Genomic DNA, 15092 nt, shown 5'->3' with positions numbered 1-15092 from the left:
GATGCTCGCCACCCGCGGTCTGACCTGGCGGATCGGTGAGGTCGCCATCGTCGACAGCGTCTACCTCGACCTGGCGCCCGGGGAGTTCCTCGGCGTCATCGGGCCCAACGGCGCCGGCAAGACCTCACTGTTCAACCTGATCACCGGCGTACGCCGGGCCACGGAAGGACGGATCACCCTCGACGGGCAGGACATCGGCTCCCTGCCGCCGCACAAGCGGGCCCGTCTCGGCCTCGGCCGTACCTTCCAGGCAAGCTCGGTCTTCGGCTCGCTCAGCGTGCGGGAGAACGTCCGGCTCGCCGTGCAGGCGCACCGCGGGGGCTCGATGAAGCTGTGGCGGCGGGCGGCGGCCGACCGGGAGGTCGCCGCCGCCGCCGACGCGGCGCTCGACCGCGTCGGCCTCGCCCACCGGGGTACGGCGCTGGCCGGCACCCTCGCCCACGGCGAGAAGCGGAAGCTGGAGATCGCCCTGCTGCTCGCCGGGGAGCCCCGGGTCATGCTGCTCGACGAGCCGATGGCCGGGGTCAGCGCCGAGGACGTACCCGAGCTGGTCTCGGTGATCCGCTCGCTCACCGGCGACAGCGGCCGGTCGGTGCTGATGGTCGAGCACCACATGGACGTCATCCTGGAACTGGCCGACCGGATCGCCGTGATGCACCACGGCGCGCTGCTGGCCTGCGACACCCCGGAGACGGTGATGGCCAACCCCACCGTGCAAGAGGCCTACCTGGGGGAGTCGCTCTAGTGGAACCCATTCTCAGCGTGGAGAACCTGTCGGTCCGCATCGCCGGGCTGCACATCCTCCAGGGGGTGTCCTTCACGGTCGCCCCGACCGGCGTCACCGTCCTGCTCGGGCGCAACGGCGTGGGCAAGACGACCACGCTGCGCGCGATCGTCGGCCTCACCCCGCCCGCCGGCGAGGTGCGCGGCACCGTCCGGATGGGCGCCCAGAGCCTGCTGGCCCGGCCCACCCACCGGCTGGTCCGCGGCGGGCTGGGCTACGTGCCGGAGGACCGGTGCGTCTTCGCCGGGCTCACCGTCGCGGAGAACCTCCGGCTCGCCGAGCGGCGGGGCAGCACCCCGGCGTACGACAAGGTGTTCGCGCTCTTCCCGGAGCTGGACCGGCGCGGACGGCAACGGGCCGGCTCGCTCTCCGGCGGGCAGCAGCAGATGCTCGCGATCGGCCGGGTGCTGCTCAACGACAACCGGCTGCTGCTGGTCGACGAGCCGACCAAGGGGCTCGCGCCGAAGGTGGTGACCGAGGTGGCCGAGGTGCTGGAACGGGTCGCCGAATCCGTGCCGGTGCTGCTCGTCGAGCAGAACCTGGCCGTGGTCCGGCGGCTCGCCCGGGACGCGGTCGTGCTGGCCGCAGGCCAGGTCGCCTGGACCGGCGACGCGCAGGAACTGCTGCTGGAGACCGCCCTGACCAAGTCGCTGCTGGGCGTCGGCTCGGCGGAGGGACACCACCCCGCCGGTACGCCGGCCGCCGCGCGGAAGGACCAGCACTGATGGACACCGTCATCCTGTTGACGCTGACCGGGCTCGGCCTGGCGGCGCTCTACTTCCTGGTCGCCAGCGGGCTCTCCCTGGTCTTCGGCCTGGCCGACGTGCTCAACTTCGCGCACGGCGTCTTCCTCGGCGTCGGCGCGTACGGGACCTGGTGGGCGGCGCACAACCTGCCCGGCGCAGGGTCGGACGGCTTCGGCTTCGTGGTCGCGGTCATCTTCGGGGTGGCCGCCGGCACGCTGGTGGCGGTGCTCGTCGAGCTGGTGCTGATCCGGCCGCTCTACTCCCGCACCATCGAGCAGGTGCTGGTCACCGTCGGCCTCTCGCTGGCCGGCGTGGCGCTGCTCCAGGCGACCTGGGGCGCGGACGCCCGGCCCTTCCCGCGCCCCGAGTGGACCCGGCAGGTCACCGGAATCCTCGGCGCCAACGTGCCCAACGGCGGCCTGCTGCTGATCATCGCCGCGGTGCTGGTGCTCGGCGCGATCCTGGCCTTCCTCCGCTGGACCCGCTACGGCCTGATCATCCGGGCCGGGGTGGAGAACCGGGAGATGGTCACGGCGCTCGGCATCGACGTGCGCAAGGCGTTCACCCTGGTCTTCGCCATCGGCGGGGCGGCGGCGGCGCTGGCCGGCGCGCTCGGCGGCGTCTACTTCGGCACCGTCTCGCCCGGCCAGGGCGGCTCGCTGCTGATCTTCGCGTTCATCGTGGTGGTCATCGGCGGGATGGGCTCGGTGATCGGGTCCGCGTACGCGGCCGTCGCCGTCGGCCTGACCCAACAGTTCGTCAACTACTACGGCACCTCCGGGCTGGGCGACATCTGCGTGGTCGCGCTGCTGGCCGTGGTGCTGCTGCTGCGCCCGCAGGGCATCGCCGGAAAGGTGGCAACGGCATGACCGAGGTCAAGAGCCCCGAGGTTCCGGCACCGCCGGCCGCCGTGCCCGACGAGCTGACGCCGGGGCGCCGACGGTGGCACGGGCTGCGCCCGTACCTGCCGCTGGTCGCGCTGGTGGTCGCGCTGATCCTGCCGTACTCGACGCTGCACCTGCCGGGGATCTTCGAGGGGGCGCTGAACTCCCCGGGCACCCTGCAACTGCTCGCCGTCTGCCTGGTCTTCGGCGGCCTGGCCGCCGGGTACGACCTGCTCTTCGGGCGGACGGGGATGCTCTCCTTCGGGCACGCCCTCTACTTCGCCGCCGGCGTCTACGGCACCGACATTCTGGTCACCAAGGCGGGGCTGCCGCTGTGGCAGGCGGGGCTGCTCGCGATCATCGGTGGGACGATCCTCGCCGCGCTGCTCGGGGCGGTGGCGCTGCGTACCGTCGGCATCGCGTTCGCCATGGTGACGCTCGCCTTCGCCCAGGTCGGGGCGATCCTGGTGGCCCGCGACTTCGGCGGGCTCACCGGCGGCGAGGAGGGGCTGCCGCTGGACGTCTCCGGGCTGCCCGAGGGGCTGGTCGGGGTCACCAACACCGTCAACCTCTACTGGCTGGCGCTGGCGTACCTGGTCGTGGTGGTCTTCGTGGTGCACCGGGTCTCCGGCTCGCCGACCGGGCGGGTGCTCGCCGGCCTGCGCGACGACGAGCGGCGGATCGGGGTGCTCGGGCTCGACCCGTACCGGTTCAAGCTGGTGGCGTTCACCCTGGCCGGCGGCCTGGCGGCGGCCGGTGGCGCGGTCTACGTCCTGATCGTCGGCGGCGCCTCGCCGCACATCACCTCCTCCGAGTGGACCCTGGCGCTGCTGGTCATGGTGGTGCTCGGCGGGCCGGGCACCCGGTGGGGCCCGGTGATCGGCGGGATCCTCTACATGTACCTGGACCACCGGCTGGTCGCGTTCGGCACGTCCGACGCGGTGGAGGCCCTGCCGGCGTTCCTGAGCAACCCGCTGTCGCAGCCGCTCTTCGTGCTCGGCACGGTCTTCATCCTGGCCGTCTACTTCTTCCCCGGCGGCCTGGCCAGCCTCGCCCCGCGCCTGGCACTGCTGAAGCACTCCCTGCGCACCCCGTCCCGCCGCTCCTGACGGCGCGGGCCCAGGCCCCGCCGATGACGCAGCTGCCGCCGCCCGGCGACGGCTCGTCATCGGCGGGGCCTGCGCGTGGCCGGGGACCGACGGCCCGCGGGCGTCGATCGAGTACCGACCGCTGTGGGCGGGGCGCGCCTCCGGACCCGTTCAGGCGGGAGGCTTCGGCGGTGCGAGGTTGCGGAACCGCTCGTGCGCCGACTGCCGGCTGATGCCGAGCGCGTTGCCGATCTCGGCCCAGGAGAGCCCGGCCTCCCGCGCCGACACGACGGCGCGTTCGATCAGCGGCCGCTGCCAGCGTTCCACCTCGGCGAGGATGCCGAGCGCCTGCAACGGCCACGTCGTGGCCAGCTCGGCGACGTTGTCGCGGAGGGTGTCGGAACGGCCCATCAGCCAACCGGGCGGTGTGGCGGCCAGGATCGGCCTGATGTGTCCGCCCCACTCGGAGGCGGCCATCCAGCGGCCCTCCTCGGCGGCCGGGTAGTCGCTGGCGCCGACCCAGCCGCAACTGCACCCGGCCCGGTAGCCGACGGTCGTCGCGGGCGCTGCGGCGTCGGTACTCAGCGTCCCGTCCGGCAACCGGAACCCGATGAGGTCCGCGTGCCCCGGCACCACTTCCTCCGCCATCCCGCAAGCATATGCTTGTCAGGTTTTCCTGACTGTCAGCGTCAGGCTATCCTGACGCGGCTACCCGGGCTGATCGTCGTCCGGGCCCGACGCTCCGGAAGGAGAGCGCATGTCCGTGGTCAGCGGCACCGTGGCGGCAGGTTACGAGCCGGTCCGGGAGGCGTTCCTGGCGAACTTCGAGACGCGGTCCGAGATCGGCGCGGCCCTCAGCGTCTACCGGCACGGTCGGGAGGTGGCCAGACTGTGGGGCGGGCTCGCCGATCCCGCCACCGGCCGCGCCTGGCGGGAGGAGACCCTCCAGGTGGTCTTCTCGGCCACCAAGAGCGTGCCGGCGGCCTGCGCGCACCTGCTGGTTCAGCGCGGGCAGCTCGACCTGGACGCACCCGTCGCCGAGTACTGGCCGGAGTTCGCGGCGGCCGGCAAGGGCGAGATCCCGGTCCGCTGGCTCCTGTCCCACCAGGCGGGGCTGCCGGTGCTCGACCGTCCGGTTCCACTGGCGCAGGCGCTGACCTGGGAGCCGGCGGTCGCCGCGCTGGCCGCCCAGGCGCCGGCCTGGCCGCCAGGCACAGCACACGGCTACCACGGGCTCACCTACGGCTGGCTGGTCGGCGAGGTGGTACGCCGCGTCTCCGGCCGCAGCCTCGGCACGTACTTCGCCGACGAGATCGCCACACCGCTGGGCCTGGACTTCTGGGTCGGTCTGCCCGCCGCCGAGGCGCACCGGGTCGCCCGGCTCGTCGAGCAGCCGGTCGCCCCGCCCGCCGCCGCTGCGGCGTCGGAGGTGCTGGCCGCCGCAGCGGCGTCCGAGGTGCTTGCCGCGTACACCGATCCGGCCTCGTTGGTGGTCCGGTCGACGATGGTGACCGACCCGCCGCTCGACCTCGCCGACCCGCGTGCCTGGGTGGCCGAGATCCCGGCGGTCAACGGCATCTGCACCGCCTCGTCGCTGGCCCGCTTCTACGCCGGCCTGATCGGCGAGGTCGACGGCGTCCGGATCCTCGACGCGGCCACCCTCGACGCCGCCACCCGCGAACAGGCCGGCGGGGTCGACCGGGTCCTGCTGGTGCCGACCCGGCCGGCGCTCGGCTTCGGCCTGCCGTTGCCCGAACAGCCCTGGTGGTCGCCCACCGCCTTCGGCTTCCCCGGCCACGGTGGCTCGCTCGGCTACGCCGACCCGGCCAGCGGCATCGCCTTCGGCTACGTGACGAGCGGGCTCCGCGTCACGATGGGCCCGGACCCCCGCACGACCAGCCTGGTCGACGCGGTCCGGGCGGTGGTGTCCCGCCCGCCGGCCTGACCACTGCCGGCCCGCCCCGACCGGGGCCGCGGCCCCCTCGTGCGACCGCGACCCCGTCTCCCGTCCTCGTACGTCAGCTGTTCAGCAGCTCGTACGCCGACGCCGGAGCCTTCTGCGCCTGGCTGCCCGTCGGCACGGTGACCTTCGGGGCCTTGCCGAAGTCGAAGTACTTCACGACGTACTTCGTGGCCTTGAGCTTGCCGACCGCCGGGATCTCCAGGGTGAGCGAGGTGAGGTTCCCGTCCGCCCCGACGACGGCCGTGAACGGGATCGTCTTCGCCGCGGCGCCGAGCGCGTCGACGTCCACGGCGTCGGCCATGGCCTGGCGCACGTGCTCGCCGTGGGTCAGGTCCACGGTCCCGGTGTAGGTCCCGCCGCCCTGGTCCGTCACGGTGTCTCCCACCGCCCCGAGGATCGCGCCGGTGTTGCCCGGGTCGGCACCCTCGTAGTAGGGCACGCTGGCCGGGTCGGTCAGCTTCGCGTGGTCCAGCTCCATCCACTTCTTCGGCAGCTTGAGCATGCTGCTGAGCTCCTCGGCGCCGTCGAAGCTCACCTTCATCCAGGAACGCTGCTCGATGAGGCGGAAGGAGAGCTTCATCGTGAAGTCGAGCTCCTTGTCCTTCTCGGTCACGGTGAGGTCCATGCCCTTGCCCGCCGGGTCCACCACGCCGGTGACGACGCCGGTCGGGTCGCTGCCGCTGAACCGGAAGGCCGGGTCCTCCTCGTCCGGCACCGCCGCCAGGAGCGTGCTCTTCGGGTTGGCCGACGGGGACGCCGCCGGGACCGGCGAGGAGGCCGCCGGGGCGTCCTGGGCGTCGTCGTTGCCACACCCGGCGACCAGGGAGGTCGCGGCCACCAGGGAGACGGCTGCCGCCGCGACCCGTCGGACCCTGCCGGCGGGGCCGGTCTGCTGCGTGATTCGCATGATTCTCTTTCCTAGCTGGACTGTTGCCGCCGCAGATCTTGGCACGCGCCCGGGCCGCCGCGTTGGCCCTGAGGGCCCGCCCGGGCGCTCGGCCTCATAAGCGGCCGACCCGCGCGGGCCGTTCCCTCCGAGGGCGGTCGGGCGGTGTGCCCCCGGGCGGTCCGCCGTCTCGCGGAAGCGGGGAACGTCCGCCGGAGCTGGTAGAAATGCCGGATGAGCCAGGATCGGACGGCGGTACGGGAGCGGGCCGAGGCGGTGCTGCGGCGGTTGGCCGGCGAGCACGCCCGGCTCCGGGAGGACCAGTGGCGGGCGATCGAGGCGCTGGTGGTCGACCGTCGTCGGGTCCTCTGCGTGCAGCGCACCGGGTGGGGCAAGTCGGCGGTCTACTTCGTGGCCACCGCCCTGCTGCGGGACCGGGAGGCGGCCGGCGCAGAAGGCGTCGCCGGGCCCACCGTGATCGTCTCGCCGCTGCTGGCGCTCATGCGCAACCAGGTCGAGTCGGCGGCCCGGGCCGGCATCCGGGCGCGCACGATCAACTCCGCCAACCTCGACGAGTGGGACGAGATCACCGCCGAGATCCACGCCGGCGCCGTGGACGTGCTGCTGATCAGCCCGGAGCGGCTCAACAATCCGGACTTCCGGGACACCGTGCTGCCGAAGCTGGCCGCCACGACCGGCCTGCTGGTGGTCGACGAGGCGCACTGCGTCTCCGACTGGGGGCACGACTTCCGGCCGGACTACCGCCGGCTGCGTACGTTCCTGGGCAACCTGCCCGAGCGCACCCCGGTGCTGGCCACCACGGCCACCGCCAACGCCCGGGTCACCGCCGACGTGGCGGAGCAGTTGGGCGACGCCCTCGTGCTGCGCGGCAGCCTGGACCGGGAGTCGCTGCGCCTCGGCGTGGTCGAGCTGCCGAGCCCGGCGTACCGGCTGGCGTGGCTCGCCGACCACCTGGACCGGCTCCCCGGCTCGGGCATCGTCTACACGCTGACGGTCGCCGCGGCGGGGGAGACCGCCGAGTTCCTGCGTTCCCGGGGCTACGCCGTCGCCTCCTACACCGGGCAGGCCGAGGACGCCGACCGGCGGGCCGCCGAGCAGGACCTGCTGGACAACAAGATCAAGGCGCTCGTCGCCACGAGCGCGCTGGGCATGGGCTTCGACAAGCCCGACCTCGGCTTCGTCGTGCACCTCGGCGCGCCGCCGTCTCCGATCGCGTACTACCAGCAGGTCGGCCGTGCCGGCCGGGCCGTCGCGCACGCCGAGGTGCTGCTGCTGCCCGGCACCGAGGACGCCGCGATCTGGCGCTACTTCGCCTCGCTCGCCTTTCCGCCCGAGGCGCAGGTCCGCGCCGTCCTGGCCGCCCTGCACACCGACCGGCCGCTCTCCACCCAGGCGCTCGAACCGATCGTCGACCTGCGCCGGGCCCGGCTGGAGCTGATGCTCAAGGTGCTCGACGTCGACGGCGCGGTCCGCCGGGTGCGCGGCGGCTGGCTCGCCACCGGCGAGCCCTGGGTCTACGACGAGGCCCGGTTGCGCCGCGTCGCCGAGGCGCGCACCGCCGAGCAGCAGGCCATGCGGGAGTACGCGAGCACCCCCGACTGCCGGCTGCGCTACCTGCGCGAGTGCCTGGACGACGTCGGGGCCGCCGACTGTGGCCGCTGTGACCGTTGCGCCGGCCCGCTGTTCACGGCCGACGTGTCGGAGGTGGCGCAGACCGCCGCGCAGACCTTCCTCGGCCGGCCCGGCGTGGAGATCACGCCGAAGAAGCTCTGGCCGACCGGGCTGGAGGCGGTGGGCGTACCGCTGAAGGGGCGGATCGCCCCGGCGGAGCAGGCGCTGCCGGGGCGGGCGGTGGGGCGGCTGTCCGACCTGGGGTGGGGCGGCCGGCTGCGCGACCTGGTCGGGCCGGAGGCGGCGGACGTGGCCGTACCCGAAGACGTGGCCGCCGCCGTGGTCGAGGTGCTGAAGGCGTGGGCGCACGGCGACGAGCGGTGGCCGCGCCGCCCGGTCGGGGTGGTCGCGGTCGGCTCGCGCCGCCGGCCCCGGCTGGTCGGCTCGCTCGCCGAGCGGATCGCCGCCGTGGGCCGGCTGCCGCTGCTCGGTGCGGTGACGCCGACCGGCGCGCCGGCCGGCGGCCCGCGCGGCAACAGCGCCCAGCGGGTACGCGCCCTGCACGGCGCCTTCGCCGTGCCGGACGACCTGGCCGACGCCCTCGCCGGGCTCGACGGGCCCGTGCTCCTCGTCGACGACCTGGTCGACTCGGGCTGGACGATGACGATGGCCGCACGGGAACTGCGCCGGGCCGGCGCCCCCGACGTGCTCCCGCTCGCCCTGGCCGTAGCCGGCTGAGCCACCGGCGCCGCCCGGTCCGGCGGGCCGGGCCGCCGATGCCTGGGCGGAGGGGCCCGAGCTGCGGTGGCGTCGTGTCCGGACCGGTCGGGAAAGTTCCCGACGCGGGCGGACTGCGACCGTCGCCACGCCGCGCCACCGGCGGGCCGACGCGGTGCCGACGGGCGGTAGCGTGGGCGGCATGACCGATGAGCAGCCCGTTCGCGACCGGGACGGCGGCGGTGCCTGACCAGGTGTCGGCCGCGCCGGAGCACGCCTCGGCCGCGCCCGACGGCGTGCCGACCGCGCCGGAGCACACATCGGCCGCGCCCGAGGGCGTGCCGGCCGCGCCGGAGCAGGCGCCGGTCGCGTCCGACGGTGCGCTGGTCTCGTCGGAGCAGGCGTCCGCCGGGCCGGAGCACGTGTCGGCCGTGCCGGACCGCGGCACCGTCCGGCTTGCGCTGGTCGTCGGCGGGTTGGTGCTCGCCGTCCTGCTCGGCTTCGGCCTCGGTCGGCTGAACGGCGGCGGCCCGTCCGCTGCGGCGGGACCGGACAGCGCCCTTACCGGCCACAGCCACCCGCCGGGTACGGGCGCCCACGAGCACGGCGTCGACCAGGCCGCGGCGGCGCAGGCCGCCGGTCTCTCGGTCAGCTCGGCGGGCTACACGCTCACCCCTCTGGCCGCCACGTTCACCGCCGGCCGCGCGGGCGAACTGCGCTTCCTGGTGCGGGACGCGCAACGCCGCCCGGTGACCCGGTTCGCGGTCGTGCACGAGAAGCCGATGCACCTCATCGTGGTGCGTCGCGACCTGACCGGCTACCAGCACCTGCACCCGACGATGGCGGCCGACGGCACCTGGTCGGTGCCGCTGACCCTGCCGCAGCCGGGGGTCTGGCGGGCGTACGCCGACTTCACCGCGCTCGCCGACGACGGCCGGCAGACCGCCGTGACCCTCGGGGTGGACCTGACCGCGCCGGGCGGCTACCAGCCGAGGCCGCTGCCGGCGCCGGCGTCCTCCGCCACGGTCGACGGCTTCACCGTCGACTACCAGGGCACCCCGCAGGCCGGCGTGACCGTGCCGCTGACCTTCCGTGTCGACTCGGCCGGCGGACCCCCGGCGCTGGAGCGTTACCTCGGCGCGTACGGACACCTGGTCGCCCTGCGCGAGGGGGATCTCGGCTACCTGCACGTCCACCCCGAGCCGCAGCCGGTCGACGGGGCGGTGACGTTCTGGGTGACCACGCCCGACCCGGGCCGGTACCGGCTCTACCTGGACTTCCAGGTCGCCGGCGTGGTGCGGACCGCCGAGTTCACGCTGACGGTGCCCTGACCCCCGCGGATGCCGCCCGAAGCCGGGTGAGGCACTTTCCGCTGGTGGCGCTCAGCCGGCGCGGCGGATGGGGCGGCGGGCCAGGTAGCGCAGCAGGTCGCGGATGTGGTGCTTCTCCTCGGCCGGCACGGTCGGGTCGGCCAGCCGTTGCAGGATCACCCGGACGTCCGCCTCGACCGGGCCGTCGTCGACGCGCCGGCGGGGCGCGGGACCGGCGTCGGGCAGGCCGAGCGCGCGGAACGCTGCCGCGACCGGCAGGTCCAGCGCGGCGCAGAAGCCGCGTACCTTGGCCAGCTCGGGGTAGTCCTGCCAGTCTCCGGCGAGCCAACGGAACACGGTCGACCGACCGACGCCGGTGTGGGACGCCAGGTCGGTGACGGTCCAGCCGCGTTCCTCGCGGGCGTCGTCGATGGCGCGCCGTACGAAACGTGCGAAGGCCATCTGCGGAGAAACCTCTACGGAACCCATCCCTGCGGGTCTTCCCTCCCGACCGGCACCCGGCGGTGCGCCTCCGAGGGTAGTACGGAAAGGCAGGGAAACAGTTGACTGATCGACCAGACCGTCTCGTGAGCGGGACTCCGCACCCTGCGGAATGGCGTGGATCACACGCGCCCGGCGGTCTCCGTGACCGCTCGACCACGCTCGACGCCCGTCCGTCGGCCGGTGCGCCCTCCCGGGGCCGGGTGGCCGCGACGCCCGAGGTCGCTCAGCGGGCAGCCGCGACGCCTTCCGGCACCGGGGTGCCGGGGGCCGGCGCGGGCACCGGCGGCAGCAGCGCCGCCAGCCGTGGGGTGACCGCCCACTGGTCGACGAGTTCCCGGTACTCCGTCCGCTGGGCGGCGGTGGGCGCGGTGCCGGTGCGTCGTGCCCGGATGAGCAGGTTGCGCGGAGTGTGCCGGGAGTCGACGAACTCCACCACCTCGGCCCGGTAGCCGTGCAGCCGGAGCAGCCCGGCCCGCAGCGCGTCGGTGAGGACGTCCGCGAAGCGCTCCCGGAGGATGCCCTGCCGGGTCAGCAGCTCGTACGGGGCCGGGGCCGGCCGCGCGCGGAGCTGGGCCGCGACGTCGTGGTGGCAGCACGGCGCGGCGAGCACCCAGCGGGCCTGCCAGCGCACCGCCCGGGCCAGCGCCTCGTCGGTGGCGGTGTCACAGGCGTGCAGGGCCAGCACCAGATCGGGGGCGGGCTCCACGACGGCGTCGGCGATCGTGCCGGCCACGAAGCTGACCCGGTCTGCCCAGCCCAGCCGCTCGGCCAGCTCGGTGTTGCGTCGCCGCTGGTCCTCCCGGACGTCCACGCCGACCAGCTCGACGTCGACCCCCCGCTGCGCCAGCCACCGGTACGCGGCGAAGGTCAGGTACGCGTTGCCGCAGCCCAGGTCGACCACCCGCAGCGGGCCGGTCAGGTCGTCCGGGAGGGTCGCCGCCAGCGCCCGCAGGAACGCGTCGACCTGGCGCCGCTTCGCCGCCGAGCCGCCGATCTCGGCGAAGATCGGGTCACCGGGATCGAGGAGGTACTCCTTCGCCCGGTCGTGCCCACCCGGCTCGGCGGCGGGCCGGGCCGCGGCGGCCCGGTGCACCTGCGCCTCGCCGGACTTGGTGACCCGCAGCTGGAGCGTCGCGTCGGCCGTCTCCACGTGCCAGTTGCCGAACGGCTCGGCCAGCAGCGCGTCCACCGCCGCGTCCGCCTCCGGGCCGGGGGCCACGTTGCGGGTGTACGGGCGGGAGCCGTCGGAGGTGGAGATCTGCAACCGGGGGCCCGCCTTCAGCGCGACCGGCCGCAGTTCGGCGCGGACCATCGAGGGGCGGTGTCCACGCCGGCGCCCGGCGGCCACCGCACGGGTGAGCGTCGGGTCGAGCAGCAGTGCCCGGACCTCGGTCAGGGCGGCGTCCAGTGGTTCGGGCATTGCTCCATCTTCCTCGTCGACCGGCGGTCTGCCCGGCACGCGTCCCGGCGGCGGTGTCCGGCGGGGGTTCTCGCCGGTGGTGTCGCGTCCGCCCAGCCCGCGGATCACGGCCCGGACGAGGAGATCCCCCGGCACCGGGTGCACCGGTCCGGGGGATCTTGGGTGACGTACGTCGGTCAGTCGGCGGTCGCCTCGGCCGGCGTACCGGCGGCGGAGCCACCACCACGACGGCGCCGGCGGCGGCGGGGCTTCGCGGCCTCGCCCTCGGCGGCGGCCGGGGCCTCGGTGGCCTCGGCGGTGATCACCGTGGTCGGCTCGCCCGCGACGGTCTCGCCGGCGCGGCGACGCCGACGGCGACGCGGGACGCGGGTGCCCTCCTCGGCGGTGTCAGCCGGCGCGTCGGCCTGCGGCGCGTCGGTCGCACCGCCGGCGCGGCCCGAGCGGCGCTCGCCGCGACCACGGCCCTCGCCGCGTTCACCACGCTCGCCGCGCCGGGAGCCCCGGCCGCCCTCGCCCCGGCGGGGCCGTCCGCCGCCGAGGTCCTCCTCGACCTCGGCCGACAGCCCGGCGCGGGTGCGCTCGGCGGTCGGCAGGGTGCCGCTGACGTCGGTGGGGATGTGCAGGTCGGTGTAGAGGTGCGGGGACGTGTGGTACGTCTCCGCGGGCTCCGGCATGTCCAGGCCCAGCGTCTTGTCGATGATCCGCCAGCGGGGCATGTCGTCCCAGTCGACGAAGGTCACCGCGACGCCCGTCGCCCCGGCCCGGCCGGTACGACCGATCCGGTGGGTGTAGGTGTCCTGGTCCTCGGGGCAGTCGTAGTTGATGACGTGGGTGACGCCGCTGACGTCGATGCCCCGGGCGGCCACGTCGGTGGCGACCAGAGTGTCGATCTTGCCGGCGCGGAACGCCCGCAGTGCCCGCTCGCGCGCGCCCTGCCCGAGGTCACCGTGCACGGCGGCGACCGCGAAGCCACGGAAGTCGAGGTCCTCGGCGACCCGGTCGGCGGCCCGCTTGGTGCGGGTGAAGATCATGGTCAGCCCGCGCCCCTCGGCCTGGAGGATCCGGGCCACGATCTCGACCTTGTTCATCGAGTGGGTGCGGTAGGCCAGCTGCTCGGTCTGCGGCGACGGGCCGGTCTCGGCGGTGTGCCCGGCGTGGATCGTCATCGGCTGGCGCAGGAAGCGCCGGGAGAGGGTGACGATCGGGTCCGGCATGGTCGCCGAGAAGAGCATGGTCTGCCGGTCCTCCGGCAGCATCGCCAGGATCTTCTCGACATCGTCGAGGAAGCCCAGGTCGAGCATCCGGTCGGCCTCGTCCAGCACCAGCGCGCGGACCCGGTCCAGCCGCAGGTGCTTCTGCTTCTGCAGGTCCATCAGGCGGCCGGGGGTGCCGACCAGGATCTCCACGCCCTTGCGCAGCGCGTCGATCTGCGGCTCGTACGCGACACCGCCGTAGATCGGCAGCACGCGCACGCCCCGGGTCCGGCCCGCGGCGGCGAGGTCCTTGGCCACCTGGATGCCCAGCTCACGGGTGGGTACGACGACCAGCGCCTGCGGCACGCCGTCGCTGCCCTCGCCCGGCGCGAAGACCCGCTCCAGCAGCGGTACGCCGAAGCCGAGGGTCTTGCCGGTGCCGGTGGGCGCCTGGCCGATCATGTCGATGCCGCGCATCGCGATCGGGATCGCGTACTCCTGGATGGCGAAGGCGCGGGTGATGCCGGCCGCGGCCAGCGCGTCGACGGTCTCCTGACGCGCGCCCAGCTCGGCGAAGGTGGGAGCCTCCGGACGCACCGGAGCGGTGGCGGCCAGTTCCTGGCCGTCCATCAGGTCTTGAGTCAGCTCGCTCATATGGATTTGGGGGTGCCCTCTCGTGGGTGCGCCCCGGCATGTCCGTCAGGGCGCGTTCGGTGTGGCGCGGGCCACACGGTCGGCGGCTGAATGCCTCTGCCGGACCGGGCCGCACGCGCGCCGCAGGCCTCACACTTCGACCGGGCCGGCTGATCGCTCAGATCAGCCTGGGTCAGGTCGGCGCCCGCGGCAACTGCTCCATGCTACCTGAACCGACCCGAGGGCGTCCCGATTCCATCCGCGCGCGCCACGCCGGGGGCCACCCATGTGACCTGTGTCACTTCTTGCCGGTTTGCCGGCGGGCGGTAGCCTGCGCTCGTGCCCGCGACCGATCTGCCCGACCGCGCCGTCGTCGACCTGCTCGGCCTGGTGGCCTTCGGTGAGCTGCTCGCCTTCGAACGGATGGCCGTCGACGCCCGGCTCGCCCCCGACCTGCGCCGGCGGGCGGCCCTGGGCGAGATGGCCGCCGCCGAGATCGGCAACTACCGGCGGCTGGCCGACCGGCTCGCCGCGCTCGGCGTGCTGCCCGACGACGCCATGGCGCCGTACGTCGAGCCGCTCCAGGCGTACCACGACTCGACCGAGCCGAAGGACTGGGCGGAGGCGGTGACGAAGGCATACGTGGGCGACGCCATCACCGACGACTTCATCCGGGAGATCGCCGCGGCCCTGGCCGAGCCGGACCGTCAGCTCGTCCTCGACGTGCTGCATGACTCGTCGTACGCCGACTTCGCCGTCGCCGAGATCCGGGCGGCCGTCGAGGCCGATCCGAGGGTGGCCGGCCGGCTCTCGATGTGGGCGCGGCGACTGGTCGGCGAAGCGCTGTCACAGGCCGGCCGGGTGGCCGCCGCCGAGCGGGGGGCGCTCACCGCGCTCGTCGCACAGAGCGGGCGGGTGGACGTGCCGGGGCTGTTCGGGCGGCTGACCGCGGCACACGCCACGCGGATGGCCGCCGCCGGGCTGAACAACTGACCGCGACCGGCGTCCGCGACGGGCGATCGTCGGGTCACCCGTCGCGGCCGGCCGGACCACTCAGCGGACGGTGAACCCGACCGCGCGCGGCGACGCCTCGGCGATCTCGACGTAGGCGACCTTGTTGACCGGCACGATCACCCGCCGGCCCTTCTCGTCGGTCAGGGAGAGGGTGCCCTCGTCCTTGCCGAAGGCCTCGGTCACGATCTGCTCGATCTCGGCCGGCGACTGCGCGCTCTCCAGGACCAGCTCGCGGGGCGCGTACTGCACGCCGATCTTGACCTCCACTGTGCCTCCTCATTCGGGCGAAAGAGCCGCCGTTGGGAAGGCTATCCGATC

General features: G+C 74.4%; 14 protein-coding genes. 8 read left to right on the top strand and 6 right to left on the bottom strand.

The window, feature by feature from the left end; all coding sequences use genetic code 11:
• The first annotated feature begins 1 nt into the window (after position 1).
• Genes OG989_RS03460 through OG989_RS03445 form a run of 4 tightly spaced genes read left to right on the top strand, consistent with a single transcriptional unit; the run spans position 2 to position 3523 of the window.
• Positions 2-745: an ABC transporter ATP-binding protein gene (locus tag OG989_RS03460; RefSeq protein WP_151456742.1), complete on the top strand. Its 744-nt coding sequence runs from the start codon at positions 2-4 to the stop codon at positions 743-745.
• A complete protein-coding gene (locus tag OG989_RS03455; protein WP_151456743.1) occupies positions 745-1509 on the top strand; it encodes an ABC transporter ATP-binding protein in 765 nt (254 codons plus the stop codon). The genes OG989_RS03460 and OG989_RS03455 overlap by 1 nt, the downstream gene beginning before the upstream one ends.
• Positions 1509-2399 (top strand): branched-chain amino acid ABC transporter permease, encoded by an 891-nt coding sequence (locus OG989_RS03450; RefSeq protein ID WP_151456744.1) that lies wholly within the window; start codon positions 1509-1511, stop codon positions 2397-2399. Before OG989_RS03455 ends, OG989_RS03450 begins: the two co-directional genes overlap by 1 nt.
• Positions 2396-3523: a branched-chain amino acid ABC transporter permease gene (locus OG989_RS03445; protein WP_151456745.1), complete on the top strand. Its 1128-nt coding sequence runs from the start codon at positions 2396-2398 to the stop codon at positions 3521-3523. The genes OG989_RS03450 and OG989_RS03445 overlap by 4 nt, the downstream gene beginning before the upstream one ends.
• Before the next feature lie 150 nt (positions 3524-3673).
• Here OG989_RS03445 and OG989_RS03440 read toward each other — a convergent pair whose 3' ends face one another.
• The gene (locus tag OG989_RS03440) at positions 3674-4150 is read right to left on the bottom strand and encodes a hypothetical protein (RefSeq protein ID WP_151456746.1); all 477 of its coding nucleotides are present in this window, start codon (positions 4148-4150) and stop codon (positions 3674-3676) included.
• 109 nt (positions 4151-4259) lie between these two features.
• On the opposite strand from OG989_RS03440, the gene OG989_RS03435 reads away from it, so the two are divergent.
• On the top strand, positions 4260-5447 hold the full coding sequence (locus tag OG989_RS03435; protein WP_327029639.1) for a serine hydrolase domain-containing protein: 1188 nt from the start codon (positions 4260-4262) through the stop codon (positions 5445-5447).
• A gap of 73 nt (positions 5448-5520) precedes the next feature.
• Here the strand turns inward: OG989_RS03435 and OG989_RS03430 are convergent, their stop codons facing one another.
• Positions 5521-6366 (bottom strand): hypothetical protein, encoded by an 846-nt coding sequence (locus OG989_RS03430; RefSeq protein ID WP_151456749.1) that lies wholly within the window; start codon positions 6364-6366, stop codon positions 5521-5523.
• Between the two features lie 219 nt (positions 6367-6585).
• Here OG989_RS03430 and OG989_RS03425 point away from each other — a divergent pair, with 219 nt between their 5' ends.
• On the top strand, positions 6586-8721 hold the full coding sequence (locus tag OG989_RS03425) for a RecQ family ATP-dependent DNA helicase (RefSeq protein WP_327029638.1): 2136 nt from the start codon (positions 6586-6588) through the stop codon (positions 8719-8721).
• Positions 8722-8909: 188 nt separating this feature from the next.
• A complete protein-coding gene (locus OG989_RS03420; protein ID WP_225852453.1) occupies positions 8910-10031 on the top strand; it encodes a hypothetical protein in 1122 nt (373 codons plus the stop codon).
• 51 nt (positions 10032-10082) lie between these two features.
• On the opposite strand, the gene OG989_RS03415 is transcribed toward OG989_RS03420, so the two are convergent.
• The 3 genes from OG989_RS03415 to OG989_RS03405 form a co-directional block, all read right to left on the bottom strand.
• Positions 10083-10499 (bottom strand): helix-turn-helix domain-containing protein, encoded by a 417-nt coding sequence (locus OG989_RS03415; RefSeq protein WP_091627481.1) that lies wholly within the window; start codon positions 10497-10499, stop codon positions 10083-10085.
• 238 nt (positions 10500-10737) lie between these two features.
• Complete coding sequence (locus OG989_RS03410; RefSeq protein WP_327029637.1) at positions 10738-11934, bottom strand: class I SAM-dependent methyltransferase; 1197 nt, start codon at positions 11932-11934, stop codon at positions 10738-10740.
• A 176-nt stretch (positions 11935-12110) separates the two neighbouring features.
• Positions 12111-13781 carry a DEAD/DEAH box helicase gene (locus OG989_RS03405; RefSeq protein WP_151456944.1) on the bottom strand — a complete coding sequence of 557 codons (1671 nt, stop codon included), beginning with the start codon at positions 13779-13781 and terminating at the stop codon, positions 12111-12113.
• 318 nt (positions 13782-14099) lie between these two features.
• On the opposite strand from OG989_RS03405, the gene OG989_RS03400 reads away from it, so the two are divergent.
• Entirely contained in the window at positions 14100-14753 is a 654-nt protein-coding gene (locus OG989_RS03400) for a ferritin-like fold-containing protein (protein WP_151456945.1), read from the top strand.
• A gap of 60 nt (positions 14754-14813) precedes the next feature.
• Here the strand turns inward: OG989_RS03400 and OG989_RS03395 are convergent, their stop codons facing one another.
• Positions 14814-15041, bottom strand: coding sequence for a DUF3107 domain-containing protein (locus OG989_RS03395; protein WP_151456946.1), 228 nt, complete (start codon positions 15039-15041; stop codon positions 14814-14816).
• Positions 15042-15092 lie beyond the last annotated feature (51 nt).

This window comes from Micromonospora sp. NBC_01740 (genome assembly GCF_035920365.1).
Lineage (GTDB): Bacteria > Actinomycetota > Actinomycetes > Mycobacteriales > Micromonosporaceae > Micromonospora > Micromonospora reichwaldensis.
Note: the sequence above shows the minus strand (reverse complement) of the source record. Positions and strands in the feature narration are given on the sequence as shown.

Bases quoted from the DNA above. Each gene is read 5' to 3' on its own strand.
- OG989_RS03445 (WP_151456745.1), top strand. From the start codon at position 2,396: ATGACCGAGGTCAAGAGCCCCGAGGTTCCGGCACCGCCGGCCGCCGTG.
- OG989_RS03425 (WP_327029638.1), top strand. From the start codon at position 6,586: ATGAGCCAGGATCGGACGGCGGTACGGGAGCGGGCCGAGGCGGTGCTG.
- OG989_RS03450 (WP_151456744.1), top strand. From the start codon at position 1,509: ATGGACACCGTCATCCTGTTGACGCTGACCGGGCTCGGCCTGGCGGCG.
- OG989_RS03410 (WP_327029637.1), bottom strand. From the start codon at position 11,934: ATGCCCGAACCACTGGACGCCGCCCTGACCGAGGTCCGGGCACTGCTG.
- OG989_RS03460 (WP_151456742.1), top strand. From the start codon at position 2: ATGCTCGCCACCCGCGGTCTGACCTGGCGGATCGGTGAGGTCGCCATC.
- OG989_RS03420 (WP_225852453.1), top strand. From the start codon at position 8,910: ATGAGCAGCCCGTTCGCGACCGGGACGGCGGCGGTGCCTGACCAGGTG.
- OG989_RS03405 (WP_151456944.1), bottom strand. From the start codon at position 13,781: ATGAGCGAGCTGACTCAAGACCTGATGGACGGCCAGGAACTGGCCGCC.
- OG989_RS03435 (WP_327029639.1), top strand. From the start codon at position 4,260: ATGTCCGTGGTCAGCGGCACCGTGGCGGCAGGTTACGAGCCGGTCCGG.
- OG989_RS03415 (WP_091627481.1), bottom strand. From the start codon at position 10,499: ATGGGTTCCGTAGAGGTTTCTCCGCAGATGGCCTTCGCACGTTTCGTA.
- OG989_RS03440 (WP_151456746.1), bottom strand. From the start codon at position 4,150: ATGGCGGAGGAAGTGGTGCCGGGGCACGCGGACCTCATCGGGTTCCGG.